Below are 17,331 nucleotides of genomic sequence, written 5' to 3' on the forward strand. Positions count from 1 at the left end.
AAAGCCTGGGCAGCCATTCTTGGACCGTTTCGCAGAGACGATGACGCAGAGATGCGTCTCCTGCCCGAAGCATCTGCTCGCTTGGAGTGATGGCAGAGACTGAACAAGCATTCATGTCCAGCATCCAAACCAAGTGGACTCTGCCTCTCCCTTTCGAAGCGTTCTGAACAATCTGTCCGGCGAATGGCAGATCAACCTCGAGAACCGGATACCGCGCAAGGAGCTTTACCAGGCCCGAATCGCATCATCCAAGCCCTCACTTGGTTTTTTCGTGCTGCTGCTGTGCGCGGCGGTGATCGCCACTCTGGGACTGATCTCCAACAGCCCGGCAGTCGTGATCGGAGCCATGATCGTGGCGCCACTGATGGATCCAATCCTCAGCCTCGCGTTTGCTCTCTCCATCAGCAACAACAAGCTGGCAAAACGCTCACTGCTGACGGTGGTGATCGGTGTGATCGCTGTGGTTGCCACCGCAGCACTGCTGGCGTCACTGCTGGATGTGAGTGAGGTGAATCGCGAGATGACGTCTCGCACAGCGCCCAATCTGATTGACCTGGGAGTGGCAGTGGCGGCCGCTGTCGCCGGATCCTTCAGCATGACCCGCGAACGTCTGTCCAATTCCCTGGCCGGCGTCGCCATCGCTGTGGCTCTGGTTCCACCACTGTGCGTCTGCGGCATCGGCCTGAGCATGGGCAATGAGGTGGTGGCGGTGTTTGGTCGCGGCACGGTGGCCGGCATCACCAATCAGATCTCCGAAGGCTCCTTCCTGCTGTTCCTGGTCAACCTGATTGGGATCACGGTGGCAAGCCTGTTCATCTTCCTCGTGCAGCGTTACGGCAGCGTCGTTCAGTGCTGGCGCAATCTGCTGTTATGGCTGGCGCTTCTGGGACTGTTGTGCATTCCCCTGTCTTCGGCTCTGCATGACTTCAATGTCAAGCAGAAGATCGTCAGCAGGTTCGACACCTTCAAGGCAGGTCAGGTCAATCAGCTCAAGATCACCAGCAAGAACGCCTATTTGTGGCAAAGGGTGCGGCTGCTGTTCAGCAATGTGCGGGTGCTCAACAACAAGGCCAGCGTGGATCTGGTCTTGAGCGCACCACGGGGGGTTCTCAACGAAGACCTGGCCAATGAAATCTCCGAAACACTTATGAACAATGCGAAACAGGAGTTCCAACTTGATGACATCAAAATCACGATCAGCGTGATTCCCAATCAGATCAACAAATTCAGCGACACCTCAGCACTTCCGGCCTCGCAATGAGCAACCTAGAGAGAGATCATCCGCCCATCTTCCGCTGGATCAAAACAGAGTGCGGTCGGGCCAAATATGCCGACCTCAGCAACCGCAGTGGCTTCACAGCCAAAGCCAGGCTGGGTTGGTTTGTTGTGATCGCCGCTGTGCGTGACTGGCGCCTTCCGGATCCTGATCAGAGCTCAGAATCCTGAGCATCAGCGCCTGCTTCCTGTAGGGCTTTGCGAGCGGAACGTCCCACCAGCCAGACCACTCCCACCGTGGCCAGCACTCCCACGACCCGAAGCACCCATGCCTGAGCGGAGGTCTCCCCGGCCAACACTTCGCCAAATCTGGCAGCACTGCCGGCCAGAGCACCAAGAGCGCAGAACAGAATCGTTCCAGGAATGATCCCAATCAAGCCGAGGTTGTAATCCCGCAGACTCACCTCACTCAGTCCATAGGCCAGGTTCAGCAAAGAGAAGGGGAACGCTGGTGAGAGACGCGTCAGCAACACCAAGCGAAACCCCTCCCGACTGACGGCCTTCTCAATCGCCAGCAGCTTGGGAAAACGGCTAAGGCGCTGCTGCGCCCAGCCCCTGAGCCAGTGCCTGCCCAGCAAAAACGCGGCCTCAGCTCCAAGGGTTGCCCCGGCAAACACGATCAGGCTGCCCCACCAGGGTCCATACAGCGCACCCGCCAGCATCGAAGCCCAGATCCCTGGCAGCAGCAGGGTCACCCAGATGGCGTAAAGGGGCACAAAAAGCAGAACTCCCGCGGGCGACTGCAGCCATGCCAGAACCGCCTCGGTGTCAATCAGATGAGCGATCGCGTCCATCCTTCATCCATCGGTGCCATCACCGTTCCATGGACCACAACAACAACGCAACTGCAACAGCGAGAGATAGGCCGCTGATGGAATCAGAACCCTGACCAAATCCTTATCAGGCTCTAGCGTCGTGGTATCGAGCGGGATACCAGTCAACTGATTGATGAGTTTCTGGCCGGCTGAAGCAATGCCTCCCCGTTTAATCCGAAACCGACCGGTGAGATGAACGGCTCATGACCCTTCCCCTCTCAGGACAACCAGTCCGTCATCGCCTGGTGCTACTTGGTCTTCTCTGCACAGCTGGGCTGCTGAGCGCCTGCAGCAGCAACGGTCGAACCCCGATCAAATTGCTGCGTGTGGCCCGCATCCTGCCGACCAATGAAAAAGTCACCCCGGCTGACAGTTCCAGGGACCGTCAGCGTCTGCGCAGTTTTCAAAACAACCTTTGGGATGTGGTTCCAGGGCTGCGCATCCAACCCGCTCTCTATTCAGAAGCGGCTGTCGAATCTGAACTGGAACGCCAGACCTACAGCGGACTTGGGCCGGATCTGGTGATGGGAGATGCCCGCGTGATCCAGGAACTCTCCGTCGCGAATCTGCTGGACCCAGTGCCCATCACGCCAGAGCAACGCAGCGCCATCGCACCAGGCCTGCTGCAACGCGTCACCAATTCCCGTGGAGAAGTCACAGGTCTTCCGGTCTCCCAGTACATCCAGCTCGCCTGTTACGACAAACGCAAACTCAAGGAGCCGCCAACAACGCTCGCACTGATGTCCAAACAGAGCAGCGAAGGTCAGGTGTTTGGCATCACCCAGAACTTTGAAGACCTCTACTGGAGCATGAGCGGATTCAAGGCCGGCAGCGCACTGGCGAGTTCCCTGCGCGGCAAACAACCCACTGCACAACAAACCCAGCGATTGGTCAGCTGGCTGAGCTGGCTGCGGGATGCCAGCTATCAGCAGAACGTGATGTTCTGGAGGGATCAGGCCACACTGCGCAAGCAGCTGATTGGTGGAAAACTCCACTGGATCAGCTGCTGGACCTCACAGTTACCCCAACTGAGAGAAGCCTTGAAAGACAATCTCGGCGTTGCCTCGTTGCCGGCTGGACCCGCAGCCCCTGCCATGCCCATCACCAAACTCCAGGTGTGGGGACTGGGCCGCAACTCCAGTGCGCGCCAGCGGGATACCGCCGAAGAACTGATGCAGTTCATCGTTCAACCATGGGCCCAGAAGACCTGGTCATTGCGCTACCGCACCAACTACCCAGTGAATCCCGCAGCCGCCACGATTATCAACCGGCAAATCCCTGGTATCGAGAATCTCTACTTATTCAAAGGCAAGGAAGAAATTCAAATTGGCGATGAAATTGTTGGTGCCATCGATGCCCAGCCAAAACTCGCTCGAGCCATCCAACAGATCCTCAATGATGTGATCTTCGGGGCGAAAACTCCCGCCAAGGCAGCTGAGCGACTGCAGACCGTGTTGAGCCAATCCTCATGACTACCACCCTCTCCGATCTGCTGATCACGGTGGCGCCTGGAGACATCCTGGTCGAGATGCTCAGCTGGCTGTCATTTGTGCAGCGCTGGCCTGTTCTCATCCAATTGATGTTGGTGTTGATCGTGCTTCTGATTGCACGCACACGCAGCATCCTTCTCAAGCGCAACCAACGTCTCCAGCGCCTTCTGAACCGAGCAGGCCTGCATCAACGCTTGCCTGATTCAATCCGCGTCTTGCTGGGACCGGCCCTGGTGCTGCTGATGGCAGGGGTCTTCGCACTAATCCAGGTTCCCTACGGTCTGCTGCGTTACTTCGGACTGCTCTGGCTGGGCTGGAATCTGTTCACACCTTTGAAAACATTGGTGGAAAAAACCAATCCCCGCTTCCCGATCGGAGAAGTGGAGACCACCCTGTTCAAGCCAATCTATGTGTTCACAGCCACCTTGTCGCTGCTGAGCCTGCTGGGTAGTCGAGAAAACCTGTCAAGGATCGGAGTTGCCAATCTCTTTGGAGTTGAGATCACTCTCGGCAAGATGTACACCGCCATCGTGGCGATTTACCTCATCGTGACCATTGCCTCCAGACCGGCGGCACTGATGGCCTGGCTCAGTGGTGTGATTTTCGGAGTACAGAAACGCAATCAACGCGGCCTTGAGTTGCTGTTCCGCTACAGCGTGATCGGAATCGGCATCATCGGTGTGGCTTACTACATCGGCATCAACGGAAACGCGTTTGTAGCCATCGCCGGTGGATTGTCAGTGGGGATTGGTTTCGGCACCAAGGAAATCATCTCCAACTTCATCAGCAGCATCTGGCTGTTGTTCGAAGGATCAGTCCGACCAGGCGAGATCCTGATGATCAACGGTGATCCATGCACCGTGCGAAAACTGGGCCTGCGCGCCACCCAGCTGAGACGAGGTCGCGATGGCGCCGAATTGCTGATTCCGAATCAGAACTTCTTCACTCAGGAGGCCGCATCGTACACAGCGACAGAAACCTCAAGGCGCGACAGCCTGTTGGTTGGAGCTGCCTATCAACACGACCCAGACAAGATCATCGACATTCTGCTGGAGATTGCGGCAGAGCATTCCAAAGTGAAAAAGTATCCGCCACCAGCGGCTTTTGTGATGGATTTCGCAGAATCCTCGATCATTTACAAGATGTCGTTCTGGGTTGCAGATCCTCTTGATGCATTCAACGTGGGCAGTGATCTTCGTCGCGCGATCTGGAAGCGCTTTGAGAAAGACAACATCACCATTCCCTTCCCTCAGCGCCAGATCTACCCGATGGAGTGGCCGCCCAGCACAGGCAAAGGCCTTACGCCCCAGCTACAAGCCGAGCAGGTGATTGAACCGGAAGCCACAGAGGACGTGAGCTAGGTTCGCGACTGCGACACACGAGTCTCATGGCCGAGCCGCATGCGGCAGCGAGGTTCCACCTGCAATTCCTGCAGACCAATACAGGATTGCTGGTGGGCACCCTGGCGCTCGTGGCGGCCTGGCTCCTGCTTCAGTTCCTGAGCCGCCATGGCCGCAACATGGGCAGCCATCTCGCAGCGGCACTCCGCCGACCGGTGCTGTTTGGTCTCGGCATCTCGCTGTATGCCAGCTGGATCATCCATCAGGTGAACGAGGTTCTTGAACTGGGACTGCTCGCTCAAGCTGAAGTGAACAGAATCTCCACAACACTGGTGATCGCCAGCATCACCTGGGCTGTGATGAACATCGGCCAGACCGTACTGAGGTCTGCATCCATGAGGCGGTGGATCCAGATCGAGGATCAACAGGATGAATCCATGCTGATCAATGTGATGAGCAGGCTCTTCACCATTGCAGTGCTGCTGGTCGCCACTGCAGCACTGATGGTGACCTTTGGGGTTCCATCGGGAGCCATCGCGACCATGCTCGGCGGAGCAGGAATCGGCCTCTCATTCGCGACCCAACAGATCAGCCAGAACTTCCTCTCAGGCTTCATGCTGTTTTTCAACCGCCCATTCCGAGAAGGCGACTGGATTAACGCCAATAGCCTCGAAGGAACTGTTGAATCCATCGGCTGGTATTACACACGAATTCGCACTTTTGACCGTAGGCCGCTTTATATCCCGAATTCCGTATTTGCTACGAACCCGATCGAAAATCCAGGTGAAATGTACAACCGCAGAATCCGTGCAAATATCAGCTTGCGCTATGAAGATTTAGGCAAAATCAACGGCATTACCAAGGAAGTTCGCAATCATCTTCAGCAACACCCAGATATCGATCAAAGCCAGACAATTCTTGTGAACTTCAACGAATGGGATGCATCGTCCATCAACATGATGGTTTACTGCTTTACCAAAACAACAGTATGGAAAGACTGGCTCGACATCCAACAATCCATTTTCCTAGACATCGCTGGAATTGTTCAACGCAGCGGCGCTGATTTTGCCTTTGACTGCACCACGCTGTACCCCGCCCCAAATATCAGCGCAAACGCAATAACTGCATCCATAGGCATGCAAAAACAGGAATGATTGATCAATCCCATGGACAACCCTTACTTTGATCAAGCGCTGATGCCTGAAGTGTCAAATGACCTGGACGAGCGATTAATACCCGTCGATCAAAAAACACAGTTGTATTCAATGACCACAACCAAAATTGCAGACGTGCAAGACGCTCAAAAAACCAAAGAGAATCAATGATTGGCATTGCTATGAGGCTGCGGTATCGACCAAGAACCTGTCTGATGACTACTGCTGCAGCCATTCCTGTTCTGCTAACAGGCTGCGCCAGGGGAATTCAGCCACCGAACACACTTTTCATCGCCTACGGGATAGAGGACAGCTGGTTCTCAAAAGAATCAAAAACGCTTATTGAGGGGAGGCTTACAGAATTCACTGAAAACTTTAAACGCACTAGCCCCGACACCAATGTAGTCTTATTCGGTTACAAATTTGGGCAACTTCAGGAACAAATCATCAGCGATACTAAGCTTAACTTAGGGCCAGATCTGATCGTTTCAGCGTCGGGGCTGATCAAAAGCCTACATAACAAAGGATACGTAGACGCGCTCCCAGCACGAATCAATTGGGATCAGACATACAGCCCTTTAGTAAAAGAGATTGCCAGCATCAAAGGCCAATATGTAGCGGCTCCGGTTTTAATTTTTACTCAGGTTGCTTGTTACAACAAACGAACAGTCCCAGCTTCACCTCAAACAATCCAGGAGCTGGAAGAGCTCACCGCCAGCGGAACACGCGTAGGCTTATCTCTCACGCCAGAAGGTTTGTGGTGGACTGCAGGTTCAATGGGCGCCATCAAAGAAATGAGCGCACTTGGACTCAATAAAAGCAAAACTACGAAATTCAAATCAATCCGCTCATGGCTTGCCTGGCTTCGAAAGGCCGCACTCTATAAAAACATTTCATTCTTCAAATCTGAGTTACGCAAAGATGAATCATTAATCAATGGTGAGCTGGACTGGATTAGCTGCGATGCTGGAGGAATCGAACAACTACGCAACAAGATGGGTGACACTCTTGGGGTTTCCGCACTTCCCAATGGCGCACAAACTGCTGCCTTCCCCATCCCTTACTACATTTCATTTGGACTTGGATCTAGCTCCAGCAAATCGCAGCGAGATGCCGCAATTAAATACATACAATCCAGCACAAATCTCATCGTGCAAAGGCAGCTCATGCTGCGAAACACTGACTTTCTACCGACCAACAAACATGTAACGATCCCCACCAGAAGCTCACAAGCACTGCAAGCTATAAATACGTCCTTCAACGATCAAGTAAGAGGGTATTCAGAAGAATGGCCTGGAGTGACACGCTTTGTCTTCGGTGAAAAAAACAATCCTAATCGATATCAAGAGTTAACATCTGCCCTCGCTGATCTAATTAGTGGTTACCTGACAGTTGATCAAACATTGGATATTTTCACCAGCTTTAGCGAGGGCAGCAAGCCATGAATGCAGTTCTTCAGGAGCTCTATGCATGGCTGGGATATCTCAATCGACCTGCCGTCAGCTGGCAGTTGGGATTCATTCTGGTGGTCATCATCGCAGCAACGATTTTGCACAAATACAGGAAGGGCCACCGTGTGTCTTCCTCTCTCGACCTGCTCTTTGGTCCCCTGCTGCTGCTGGTGCCCAGCCTTTTACTGAGACTCATTGCTGTTCCCACAGGAATCAGTACTCAGTTTGGCTTGATCTGGGGTCTTTGGAACGTTGTGAGCTGGTTAGAGCTGAGGACTCAGAAGAGACACCGCGTTTCTCGAGTCACTCCTTGGCTAGGCAAAGTAGTACGCCCAGCCATTCTAATCGCTGCCATTACTTATTTTATCGATCGGCTAAGCAGTATTTCATCCATCGCACTAATTCAGATAGGCACCATTCTTGATGCAGAACTTATAATCGGCAATGTTTTTATATCACTCATTGGCCTCTATCTAATCTTCGCTTGCAGTCGAACAATCGCCTTTGTGATGGCCTGGCTGTTGCAAACACTGATGAGGACAAAAGCACAAAGTCGCAAACTGTTAGAACAACTCATTCAATACCTCATCGTCGGGATTGGTACTTTGTTAATAGCCCTACAGGCAGGCTTCAATGTCACAGCTTTGTTGTGGATCTCAGGTGGTTTGTCTGTTGGCCTTGGTTTTAGCCTCAGAGAAATCATGGCCAATCTTCTGAGCGGTATCTGGCTTCTACTCGAAGGTTGGATTCAACCAGGAGAAGTTCTAATGATCAACGGAGATCCCTGCAGAGTTACGAAACTAGGCCTCAGAGCCACTGAATTATCAAGATCACGAGATGATGCAACCTTATTGATCCCCAACTTTACCTTCTTCACGAAGGATGCTGAATCCTTCACCGCCGGAGAAAACGAGCGACGTGAATCGATTCACGTGAGTGCTGCTTACAAGCACGAACCGAAGGCCGTGATTGCTGTGCTTGAACAAGTTGCCAAGGAACATCAGCGAGTGCTGAATATACCGGCACCAAAAGCCTTTGCCATCGATTTCTCTGAATCATCGATCGACTACAAACTCAAGTTCTCAGTTCCCAATCCTCTCGAGGCCTTGTCCATCGGGAGTGAGTTAAGGCAGTCCATCTGGGTCGCTTTTGCTAACAATGGCATCAAAGCCACCAACTAACTGGATGCCGAGGTGTAGTGCCGCAACGCGAACAACCAGAAGCCACGGGCAGCAGCGAAAAAGACCCCGGCCAAGACAAACCCCAACGCCAACAATGGCAGTGAAGCCCGCCCCAACAACACCTCAGCAGGAACCGTGGTGAGAAACGCCACGGGAAGCACCAGGGTGAACAGCAGCCTCAGCGGCGCCGGGTAGGCCTCGAGCGGATAGCGACCAGAAGCCAACAGGGCCCGCAGCACTTCCGTGGCGTTCCAGGTCTTCACGAACCAGATGCTGGTGGCAGCGATCAGAAACCACAGTGAATAAAGAATCAGCGCAGCGACCATCAGCATCAGCAACACCGTGACCAGCACAACTGGGGTCAACACCACACCGGATTGATGCGCACCCCAACCGGCCAGGCCAAGGCCCAGAACAACCTCCGAAAGACCCGCCGGAGCGAAGGTGCGCAGTGAAACCCAGAACTGACTGTCGATCGGTTTGAGCAGCACGAAATCAAGGGTGCCCTCGCGCACATAGGTGACGATCGCTCCCAGGTTGGGCCTCAGCCAGGCGGTCGTCATGCCATCGAAGACGGTGTAGAAGCCCTGCACGATCAGGGCCTGATTCCAGTTCCATCCCCCCAGCTCCCGACCGGGGCCGAAAAACAGTGAGAGCAGCAGCAGGCTGCCGCCGAGGCTGAGAGCCACCGCCAGCAGCTCCACCAGCACATTCAGCTGATACTCCAGCTGGGTGGCCAGAGCGGTGCCCCAGAAACGGCGCAAGGTTCGCCAGTAGCGCCCCATCTCAGGCCCCCATGGCGCTGTAGCGCCGCACACCGGCTCGCCAGAGCACGAGCACCAACGGCAGGAGCAACGCCACCCAGGCCAGCTGTGCGGCGAAACCTGCTGCCAGATTCACGGGATCACCGGACAGGACCCGGGCCGGAAAATCAATCAGATAGGGGAAGGGAGTCCAGCGCACCCACTCCTGCACAGCGGGCGGAAAGGCCGTCAACGGAGCGAGCAGTCCAGAGAAAAACAGGAAGGGAAGAAACAGCAACCGTTCCAGCGCCGTGGCCTTCTCGCTCCAGAAACACAGCGAAGCGATCAGGCTCTGCAGCAGAAAGGTGATAGCAAAGGCCATCCAGGTGGCGAGCCAGGCCAGCAGAAAGCCAGCCAGGGATGGAATCCAGAAGGCCTGCGGCTGAATCAGAAAAAACACTCCGGCGATGCCGGCGGCAAAGGGCAGCCGCGTGAGCTGCTCGCCGAGATGCGAGGCCACATAGCGCCAGAGAGGATGCAACGGTTGCAGCAGATAGGGCGAGAGCCTGCCCAGCAGCGCATCCTCCTCAAAGGCGTAGACCATCCAGACCACCGAAAACTGACGTACCAGAAAGGCGCTGAGGAAGTAGCGATCGAGAGCCACCCCGTCCAAACCCAGCTGGGAACGGGCATCACTGCCGCTCCAGAGGCTGAGCATGATGAATGGCAACACTCCCGACAGCGCCCAGAGTGCGATCTCAGCGCGGTACTCGAGCATGTGGGCGTACTGACTGCCCAACAGAGCACGCACGATGCGGCGGTTGAGCCCAAAAACGCGCATCAGAGACTTCCCTGGCGGAACAGTTCGCCGATCAGTTGATCAATGGGTGGATCATTCACCTCCAGGTCGCGCACTTCAAAACGGTCCAGCAGCTCTGCCAGCACCCTGGTGAGTGAGGCCGGGTCCACCCGCAGGTTCACCTCACAGTTCTCGAGGCTGTCGAGGCGACCTAACCCGGTGAAGGCTTCTGCAGGGGCGGGCTGTTTCAGTTCAAGGCGCACATGACGCTCCGGCGCCAGACGACTGGCGAGGCGATCCAGGGCACCGTCGTGAAACAACTGTCCCTGATGAATCAACAGCACCCGAGGGCACAGCGCTGTGATGTCTGCCATGTAATGACTGGTGAGCAGAATGGTCGCACCGGTGCGGCGGTTGTACTCAGCCAGAAACTGGCGCACCCGCAGCTGGGCATTCACATCCAGCCCCAGGGTCGGTTCATCCAGAAACAACACCTCGGGTTCGTGCAGCAAGGCAGCCAGCAGCTCAGCCTTCATGCGCTGACCCAGCGACAACTTGCGCACCGGACGGGTCAGTTCCTCACCCAGCTCCAGCAGATCCGACAAGTCGGCGATGCGTCTGCTGGCAACGCGATCAGGAATGCCATAGACCGCCGCATTGACACGCAACGAGTCCATGGGCGGCAGGTCCCAGATGAGCTGTTGCTTCTGGCCCATCACCAACGTGATGCGCCGCAGAAAATCGGGGTGCCGACGCTGGGGTTGATGACCGGCCACCAACACCTGACCGGAACTGGGATAGATCAGGCCACACAGCATTTTGAGCGTGGTCGTCTTGCCGGCGCCATTGGCCCCAAGAAAGCCCACCATCTCGCCGGGAGCGATCGCGAACGACACATCCCGCACCGCCGACACGTCACGCTGCCGGCGACGCAGAAAATGCTGCAGGGTTCCCGTCAGGCCAGGCTGTTTGTCAGCGACGCGGTACGTCTTGCTGAGCCTTTCGACCGTGATCAATGGAGAGTCCAGCGGTCAAGGGCAGCGCTTGGAGAAGGCTAGGGATCTGAACAGCGCAAGCGACTCAACTGAGATCCTCCAGACGCCTGCGCGCCAGATCAGCCTGTGCCTCGGCCTCAGCCAGATTGGCCCTGCATTCCGCCACCACAGCGGCCGGTGCCTTGTCAGCGAAATTGGGATTGGCCAGTCGACCGGCCAGACCCTTGATCTCCTTCTCGGCCTTGGCGATGTCCTTCTCGAGCCTTGCAGCGAGAGCAGCGAGATCCACCAGTCCTTCGATCGGAAGCAGCACCTGCAGCTCACCGCTGACGCCAGCAAGAGCCTTGGTCACCGGGGCTGCATCCGCCTCAGGCGGCGTCATCACCTGAACCGTTTCAGCTTTGGTGAGCGCCGTGATGTCGGCCATCCCCTGCTGGAGCACTGCGACCAGATCGCCGCGGCCACTCACAAAACGGACCGGGACGGTCTGGGATGACTTGAGACCGGCCACTGCACGCAAATTGCGTACGACGCGGATCGCAGCAATCAACTCGGCGAATGAGGCTTCGAGATCGTGATCAAGGGCTACTTCATCGACGGCCGGCCAGGCCTGAAGCGCCAGGAAGGTTGTCTCTGGCTCAGCGGTGACGCTGTGCCACAACTCCTCGGTGAGATGCGGCATCAGCGGATTCAGCATCAGGTGCATCTGACTGATCACCTTGGCCAGCACCTGCCTGGCCGTGCGCTGATCCGCGAGAGCGCCAGCGCTGGCGTTTTCACCTGGATTAAGCCTGCGCTTGCTGAGCTCCAGATACCAGTCGCAAACATCGTTCCAGGCGAACTCATACAACCCCTTGGCCGCTTCCCCCAGGCCGTAGCGGCTGTATCGATCCGCGGTTTCGCGATTGACCCTGGCCAGGCGCGACAGGATCCAGCGATCCGCAAGCTGCAGGGCAGCAGGATCGGCTTCTCCCAACTGAGCAGGCGTCATGCCATCCAGATTCATCAAGGCAAAACGGGTGGCATTCCAGAGCTTGTTGGCGAAATTGCGTGAGGCCTCAACGGTGGCGGAGGTGTCCTTCTTGCGGTCGTAGTCCAGGCGAATGTCCTGACCGGCACCAGCCACTTCCCTCACCAGGGCAAAGCGCAGTGCATCGGTTCCGTACCGCTCGATCAGCAGCAGCGGATCGATGCCGTTGCCGGCGCTCTTGCTCATCTTGCGGTTCTGCTCATCCCGGACCAGACCGTGGATGTAGACGTCCTTGAACGGCATCTCAGCCGTGAAGGCGCCGGCCATCATCGTCATCCGGGCCACCCAGAAGAAAATGATGTCGAAGCCCGTCACCAGGGTGCTGGTGGGATACCAGCGCTGCAGGTCAGCGCTGTCAGCATCGGGCCATCCCAGGGTGGAAAACGGCCAGAGGCCGCTGGAGAACCAGGTGTCGAGCACATCCTCATCCTGCTCAATCTCCGCAGCTGAACCAAATTCAGCTCTGGCCTTCTCCAGGGCATCAGCTTCATTGCGTGCCACCACATAAGGCGTGGTGTCGGTGTATTTGCCATCGGTCTCACTGATCACGAACCAGGCCGGAATGCGATGCCCCCACCACAACTGACGGCTGATGCACCAGTCACGGATGTCGGTGAGCCAGTCGCGATAGACCTTCTCCCAGCGCTCGGGAATGAAGCGTGGATCCTGCTGCTCCAACGCTTCACGACAACGGGCTGCCAGAGGCTCGGTCTTGACAAACCACTGGGTGGACAGCAACGGCTCAACAGGGACCTTGCCACGGTCTGAGTGAGGAACACTGTGGCGATAGTCCTCCACCTTCACCAGCAGACCGAGTTCCTCCAGACCGGCCACCACGGCCTTGCGTGCTTCAAAGCGATCCAGTCCCTTGAACTGCCCGGCATGCTTGTTCATCGTGCCGTTCTTGCGCATCACCGTGATCTGGGGCAGACCGTGGCGCTGGCCGATGGCGAAATCGTTGGGATCGTGAGCGGGCGTCACCTTGACGCAACCGGTGCCGAAGTCCTTGTCCACATGATCGTCGGCAACGATCGGAATCTCTCGCCCCACAAAGGGCAGGGTGAGGGTCTGGCCCACCAGATAGGCATAGCGCTCGTCGCTGGGATTCACAGCAACAGCTGTATCGCCCAACATCGTCTCGGGCCGGGTGGTGGCCACCTCCAGATGACCGTCGCCGCTGCTGAGCGGGTAGCGGAAATGCCAGAGATGACCATCCACCTCCTTCATTTCCACCTCCAGGTCGCTCACCGCCGAACCGGAGGCAGGGCACCAGTTCACCAGATACTCGCCTCGATAGATCAGGCCCTGCTCATGCAAGCGGACAAAGGCTTCTCTGACGGCCTCGCTCAGCCCTTCATCAAGGGTGAAACGCTGCCGGCGCCAGTCAACCGAATAGCCAAGCCTGCGCAGCTGATCAACGATGCGGCCGCCGCTCTCCGACTTCCACTGCCAGGCCCGCTCCAGAAAAGCCTCGCGACCTAGCTCATGACGGGTCTTGCCCTCCTGCTTGAGCTGCTTCTCAAGGATCGTCTGCACAGCGATCGAGGCATGGTCAGTGCCAGGCAGGCAAAGCACATTTTTTCCAGCCAGACGCTGGTAGCGCACGATCGTGTCGATCAGGGCCGTGTTGAAGGCATGGCCCATGTGCAGGCTGCCGGTCACATTCGGAGGCGGGATCACCACCGAGAACGGATCCCCAGGCGCCTGGGGATCGGGATGAAAAGCACCTTGGTCCTCCCAGGCCTGCTGCCAGCGGGCCTCGGTGCCCACCGGGTCATAGGTCTTGGCCAGTTCGGACACGGGACGCGCTCAACAACAGCGATCCATGCTCGCAAAACAACTGTCTGAACCAACACTCAGGCCGCAAGATCGGCCTCCCGAGCAAACGGGGCAGCCTGATGGCCGTTGAACCAGCTGTGACGAGACAGCAACGAAATTGATTATCAGAATGGATCGACCAATCAACTCTCGATCGTGCGTGCTCGGCTGGCAGCCAGCGTCTTGCTCTCCACCCTGGCGCTCAGCGGTTGCAGCCGCCTCGGCAATGAGCTTCCGGTGATGCTTTACCTGGCGATGGTGATCGACCAGGACAGCAAGATCGATACCGCCACACAGACCGACTTCCGCCAGCGGATTCAGCTCATCATCAGCGATTTCCGCAAGATCAAACCCAACGTGGAAGTGCAGGTCGCGCTGTACAAGCGCGCCAATCTCAAACAGGAACTCCAGCGCCGCAATGCCTCTGATCTGGGGCCCGATCTGGTGGTCACGGATGCCCCTCAAGCCAATCAATTGCTGAGCGAAGGACTCACCGACGAGCTTCCAGTCAAGTCATTCAATCGTTATCAAACTGATCAAGGCCTGTGGGAAAGGGTGAAGCTGGACGATGGGCGAATCACGGCCCAGCCGATGGTCATCTACCCGCAGATCGCCTGCTTCAACCGCGAAATCGTTCAGAACCCTCCCACCACACTGCAGGAATTGCTCCAACAGGGCGCATCCGGTACACGGGTGGGGTTGGCGGTGAACTTCTCGGAACTGCTTTGGACCGCAGGCAGCCTGGGGGCCATTCAAAGTCTGGCCAAGGCCAACGATGACCAGACACTGACGCCACAGAACACTGAAGCGATGGTGGAGTGGCTGGCCTGGTTACAACGGGCCAGTGCCCAGCAGAACATCACCTTTTTCCAGGACCAGGGGCAACTGGAAAACCTGCTCAACGATGGGGAACTCGACTGGGTGAGCTGCAACTCCAACAGCCTGCTGCGGCTCAGAAAACTGATGGGCGACAACCTCGGGGTTTCGCCGCTTCCCAGCGGTCCTGCTGGAACTGCAAGCCCCATGAATGCCTTGAGGGTGTTGGCGCTCGGAGCCAATTCAAGTCCAAGGCAGCGGAACATGGCCGTGAGCCTGGCCCAGTTCATTACCAACCCGATGGTGCAGCGGAATCTGTCGCTGCGATCCCTCGCATTCCTGCCAGTCAATCCCGCCGTGGCTGTGCCGGTGCGCAGTTCCCGCACGCTGGCCACCCTGGTGCAGTCCAGAGAGGATTCGATGCTGCATGAATCAGCACTGGCTGGGCTGGCTCACCACCGCAGCATCGATCGCGATGGGTCGCAAGTGCTGGTCAAACTAGTGTTCGGAGCCTCAAACCCGCGTTCCAGCCAGAAATCCCTGGTCAAAGCCCTGGAGGGGGGAGCATGAGCCAGCTGCTCTGGGAAATCCTCGGCTGGCTGGGTTACCTGCAGCGAAGCGCTGTCGTCGCCCAATTGCTGCTGATCCTTGGACTGAGCGTGGGATGGCACCTGATCAATCCACAACGGCGGCTTGGAAACCTGCACCCAGCACTGAGATTGCTGGTGGCGCCCATCGCCATGTTGTTGATCGCCTGGCTGATCGAACTTCCCGGCGGAAAGACTGGGCTGGTGAGCTATGCCGGCCTTTGCTGGCTGGGCTGGAATCTGCTCAACTTGTTGAACCAACTGCTGCTGCTGCTGCTTCCCACCTCAACAATCCATCAACTGGAAAGTCGACTGCTGAGGCCGCTGTTCCTGGTTCTGGTGGGCCTGAACCTGATCAGCAAGTTCGACAATCCCGCAGATCTCGGCGTGATCAAGCTGGGCAGCCTCTTCGGCGAGATCCTCACCTTGAACAATCTGGTCATCGCCATGCTGGTGACCTATCTGCTGCTGGTGGGCACCAAGCTTCCGGCCGCGGGGGTGGCCTGGATGCTGCAAAAACTGCTCAGCTGCAGTGACAGCAGCCGCAAAGCTCTGGAGCTGATCATCCGCTATGTGGTGATTGGCATTGGCATCACGGCCGTGGGGTTTCACATCGGTCTGAACTCCACGGCTCTCGTGGCAATCGCAGGTGGATTGTCCGTGGGCCTCGGCTTCGGCATCAAGGAGGTGTTTTCCAACTTCATCAGCGGCATCTGGCTGCTGTTTGAAGGGTCAGTGCGTCCGGGAGAAATCCTGATGGTGGATGGAGATCCTTGCGAAGTGCGCAAGCTGGGCCTGCGCGCCACTCTGCTCTGGCGAGATCGAGACAACGCGGAACTGCTGATTCCCAATCAGATGTTTTTCACCGCGCAGGCCACCAGTTACACCGCCACAGACCGAATGCGGCGCAGCGAGATCCGAGTTGGCGCGGCCTACAGCCATGATCCCCAGCTCGTCCTGAAGATCCTTGAGCAGACAGCTCTGAGCGTGCCCAGAGTGCTGAATCATCCAGCGCCAAGGGCGCTGCAGGTGCACTACGGAGACTCCGCCATCGAGTACTCATTGCGCTACTGGATCTCCGACCCGATGAGCAACATCGGCATTGTCAGTGAAGTGAATCAGGCGATCTGGACAGCATTCAAACGGGAAGGGATTGAAATTCCTTTCCCGCAACAGGTCAACACAGTCCGTGAGATACCACCGCTCAAGAGCGAGCCAGGCGCCGCAGATAACCCTCCTTTGTCCCTGCATTGATCCACCCGGTGGCGATGGTTTTGCTGTGCTTGCAATTCACCCGACCGCGGTGGATGTGACTTGGGCCTGCAGGGAAGATCACCAGTTTTCCCCGCACGGCCTCCTCGTGATGCTGCTGCCAGTGAAACTCCGTACCGGCTTCAGCCACGGTGTCGCAATAAAGAATCCAGGCCAGCACGCGATGAACGGGTTCCGTGGCCTCATCGCTGATGGTCCAGTCGCAGTGCCATTTCCGAAATCCCTCGCCTGGGGCGTAGCGCTGAAGGTTGAAAATCGGCAAAACGAACAGTTCCCGGTCAGGGCAGACGTCACGAAACAAAGGTCGCTCCTCCAGGTAGCGATCCAAACCGGCAGTGACACCCCGCACAATCACCTCCGACAAAGCACAGGACTCGGGGTCACTGCGATCAATGGCCACCAGGCTGATATCCGTGCTCAGCTTCGACGGTTCCTCATCTGTGGAGGAACCGAAGGCAACGCCAGGACGGTGGAGGTCGGTGCGCCGATCAAAAAAGGCCATCACGCCATCGGCGACCGCTTCAAAACCGGCATTGCCGTAGCGACCGATCAGGCTCAGGTCGTT

The 17,331-nt window shown here is 56.9% G+C and carries 17 protein-coding genes; 10 read left to right on the forward strand and 7 right to left on the reverse strand.

The window, feature by feature from the left end; translation table 11 throughout:
• Window positions 1–133 precede the first annotated feature (133 nt).
• Both SynBIOSE41_RS17065 and SynBIOSE41_RS17070 read left to right on the forward strand, forming a co-directional pair.
• Entirely contained in the window at window positions 134–1,261 is a 1,128-nt protein-coding gene (locus tag SynBIOSE41_RS17065) for a TIGR00341 family protein (protein ID WP_186539059.1), read from the forward strand.
• Window positions 1,258–1,446, forward strand: coding sequence for a hypothetical protein (locus SynBIOSE41_RS17070; protein WP_186539060.1), 189 nt, complete (start codon window positions 1,258–1,260; stop codon window positions 1,444–1,446). Before SynBIOSE41_RS17065 ends, SynBIOSE41_RS17070 begins: the two co-directional genes overlap by 4 nt.
• Here the strand turns inward: SynBIOSE41_RS17070 and SynBIOSE41_RS17075 are convergent.
• Entirely contained in the window at window positions 1,428–2,069 is a 642-nt protein-coding gene (locus SynBIOSE41_RS17075) for a TVP38/TMEM64 family protein (protein WP_186539061.1), read from the reverse strand. The two genes, SynBIOSE41_RS17070 and SynBIOSE41_RS17075, sit on opposite strands and share 19 nt — an antisense overlap.
• A 224-nt stretch (window positions 2,070–2,293) precedes the next feature.
• On the opposite strand from SynBIOSE41_RS17075, the gene SynBIOSE41_RS17080 reads away from it, so the two are divergent.
• On the forward strand, window positions 2,294–3,562 hold the full coding sequence (locus SynBIOSE41_RS17080) for an extracellular solute-binding protein (RefSeq protein WP_186539062.1): 1,269 nt from the start codon (window positions 2,294–2,296) through the stop codon (window positions 3,560–3,562).
• Window positions 3,559–4,941 carry a mechanosensitive ion channel family protein gene (locus SynBIOSE41_RS17085; RefSeq protein ID WP_186539063.1) on the forward strand — a complete coding sequence of 461 codons (1,383 nt, stop codon included), beginning with the start codon at window positions 3,559–3,561 and terminating at the stop codon, window positions 4,939–4,941. The genes SynBIOSE41_RS17080 and SynBIOSE41_RS17085 overlap by 4 nt, the downstream gene beginning before the upstream one ends.
• Here SynBIOSE41_RS17085 and SynBIOSE41_RS18235 read toward each other — a convergent pair.
• On the reverse strand, window positions 4,938–5,183 hold the full coding sequence (locus SynBIOSE41_RS18235; protein ID WP_255475857.1) for a hypothetical protein: 246 nt from the start codon (window positions 5,181–5,183) through the stop codon (window positions 4,938–4,940). The two genes, SynBIOSE41_RS17085 and SynBIOSE41_RS18235, sit on opposite strands and share 4 nt — an antisense overlap.
• A 3-nt stretch (window positions 5,184–5,186) precedes the next feature.
• On the opposite strand from SynBIOSE41_RS18235, the gene SynBIOSE41_RS17090 reads away from it, so the two are divergent.
• The 4 genes from SynBIOSE41_RS17090 to SynBIOSE41_RS17105 are packed head-to-tail and all read left to right on the forward strand — an operon-like array spanning window position 5,187 to window position 8,706.
• Window positions 5,187–6,074 (forward strand): mechanosensitive ion channel family protein, encoded by an 888-nt coding sequence (locus SynBIOSE41_RS17090; RefSeq protein ID WP_255475858.1) that lies wholly within the window; start codon window positions 5,187–5,189, stop codon window positions 6,072–6,074.
• A gap of 12 nt (window positions 6,075–6,086) precedes the next feature.
• Window positions 6,087–6,245 carry a hypothetical protein gene (locus SynBIOSE41_RS17095; RefSeq protein ID WP_186539065.1) on the forward strand — a complete coding sequence of 53 codons (159 nt, stop codon included), beginning with the start codon at window positions 6,087–6,089 and terminating at the stop codon, window positions 6,243–6,245.
• Window positions 6,246–6,289: 44 nt separating this feature from the next.
• Entirely contained in the window at window positions 6,290–7,519 is a 1,230-nt protein-coding gene (locus SynBIOSE41_RS17100) for an ABC transporter substrate-binding protein (protein ID WP_186539066.1), read from the forward strand.
• Window positions 7,516–8,706 carry a mechanosensitive ion channel family protein gene (locus SynBIOSE41_RS17105; RefSeq protein WP_186539067.1) on the forward strand — a complete coding sequence of 397 codons (1,191 nt, stop codon included), beginning with the start codon at window positions 7,516–7,518 and terminating at the stop codon, window positions 8,704–8,706. The genes SynBIOSE41_RS17100 and SynBIOSE41_RS17105 overlap by 4 nt, the downstream gene beginning before the upstream one ends.
• Here the strand turns inward: SynBIOSE41_RS17105 and SynBIOSE41_RS17110 are convergent.
• The 4 genes from SynBIOSE41_RS17110 to SynBIOSE41_RS17125 form a co-directional block, all read right to left on the reverse strand.
• The gene (locus SynBIOSE41_RS17110) at window positions 8,703–9,491 is read right to left on the reverse strand and encodes an ABC transporter permease (protein ID WP_186539068.1); all 789 of its coding nucleotides are present in this window, start codon (window positions 9,489–9,491) and stop codon (window positions 8,703–8,705) included. The genes SynBIOSE41_RS17105 and SynBIOSE41_RS17110 overlap by 4 nt on opposite strands.
• A 1-nt stretch (window position 9,492) precedes the next feature.
• Window positions 9,493–10,290, reverse strand: coding sequence for an ABC-2 family transporter protein (locus tag SynBIOSE41_RS17115; protein ID WP_186539069.1), 798 nt, complete (start codon window positions 10,288–10,290; stop codon window positions 9,493–9,495).
• Window positions 10,290–11,264: an ATP-binding cassette domain-containing protein gene (locus tag SynBIOSE41_RS17120; RefSeq protein WP_186539070.1), complete on the reverse strand. Its 975-nt coding sequence runs from the start codon at window positions 11,262–11,264 to the stop codon at window positions 10,290–10,292. Before SynBIOSE41_RS17120 ends, SynBIOSE41_RS17115 begins: the two co-directional genes overlap by 1 nt.
• Before the next feature lie 64 nt (window positions 11,265–11,328).
• Window positions 11,329–14,073 (reverse strand): valine--tRNA ligase, encoded by a 2,745-nt coding sequence (locus SynBIOSE41_RS17125; protein ID WP_186539071.1) that lies wholly within the window; start codon window positions 14,071–14,073, stop codon window positions 11,329–11,331.
• A gap of 174 nt (window positions 14,074–14,247) precedes the next feature.
• On the opposite strand from SynBIOSE41_RS17125, the gene SynBIOSE41_RS17130 reads away from it, so the two are divergent.
• Window positions 14,248–15,477, forward strand: a complete 1,230-nt coding sequence (locus SynBIOSE41_RS17130) for an extracellular solute-binding protein (RefSeq protein ID WP_255475859.1) — start codon at window positions 14,248–14,250, stop codon at window positions 15,475–15,477.
• Window positions 15,474–16,748: a mechanosensitive ion channel family protein gene (locus tag SynBIOSE41_RS17135; protein WP_186539072.1), complete on the forward strand. Its 1,275-nt coding sequence runs from the start codon at window positions 15,474–15,476 to the stop codon at window positions 16,746–16,748. The genes SynBIOSE41_RS17130 and SynBIOSE41_RS17135 overlap by 4 nt, the downstream gene beginning before the upstream one ends.
• Here the strand turns inward: SynBIOSE41_RS17135 and SynBIOSE41_RS17140 are convergent.
• Window positions 16,699–17,325 (reverse strand): 2OG-Fe(II) oxygenase, encoded by a 627-nt coding sequence (locus SynBIOSE41_RS17140; RefSeq protein ID WP_186541375.1) that lies wholly within the window; start codon window positions 17,323–17,325, stop codon window positions 16,699–16,701. The genes SynBIOSE41_RS17135 and SynBIOSE41_RS17140 overlap by 50 nt on opposite strands.
• Window positions 17,326–17,331: the final 6 nt, after the last annotated feature.

Origin of the sequence: Synechococcus sp. BIOS-E4-1, from assembly GCF_014279995.1 — a bacterium.
In the GTDB taxonomy this organism is placed as follows: domain Bacteria; phylum Cyanobacteriota; class Cyanobacteriia; order PCC-6307; family Cyanobiaceae; genus Synechococcus_C.

Coding starts and splice junctions, on each gene's coding strand:
- SynBIOSE41_RS17070 (WP_186539060.1), top strand. CDS start 1,258: ATGAGCAACCTAGAGAGAGATCATCCGCCCATCTTCCGCTGGATCAAA.
- SynBIOSE41_RS17075 (WP_186539061.1), bottom strand. CDS start 2,069: ATGGACGCGATCGCTCATCTGATTGACACCGAGGCGGTTCTGGCATGG.
- SynBIOSE41_RS17080 (WP_186539062.1), top strand. CDS start 2,294: ATGACCCTTCCCCTCTCAGGACAACCAGTCCGTCATCGCCTGGTGCTA.
- SynBIOSE41_RS17085 (WP_186539063.1), top strand. CDS start 3,559: ATGACTACCACCCTCTCCGATCTGCTGATCACGGTGGCGCCTGGAGAC.
- SynBIOSE41_RS18235 (WP_255475857.1), bottom strand. CDS start 5,183: ATGGATGATCCAGCTGGCATACAGCGAGATGCCGAGACCAAACAGCAC.
- SynBIOSE41_RS17095 (WP_186539065.1), top strand. CDS start 6,087: ATGGACAACCCTTACTTTGATCAAGCGCTGATGCCTGAAGTGTCAAAT.
- SynBIOSE41_RS17100 (WP_186539066.1), top strand. CDS start 6,290: ATGACTACTGCTGCAGCCATTCCTGTTCTGCTAACAGGCTGCGCCAGG.
- SynBIOSE41_RS17105 (WP_186539067.1), top strand. CDS start 7,516: ATGAATGCAGTTCTTCAGGAGCTCTATGCATGGCTGGGATATCTCAAT.
- SynBIOSE41_RS17110 (WP_186539068.1), bottom strand. CDS start 9,491: ATGGGGCGCTACTGGCGAACCTTGCGCCGTTTCTGGGGCACCGCTCTG.
- SynBIOSE41_RS17115 (WP_186539069.1), bottom strand. CDS start 10,290: ATGCGCGTTTTTGGGCTCAACCGCCGCATCGTGCGTGCTCTGTTGGGC.
- SynBIOSE41_RS17135 (WP_186539072.1), top strand. CDS start 15,474: ATGAGCCAGCTGCTCTGGGAAATCCTCGGCTGGCTGGGTTACCTGCAG.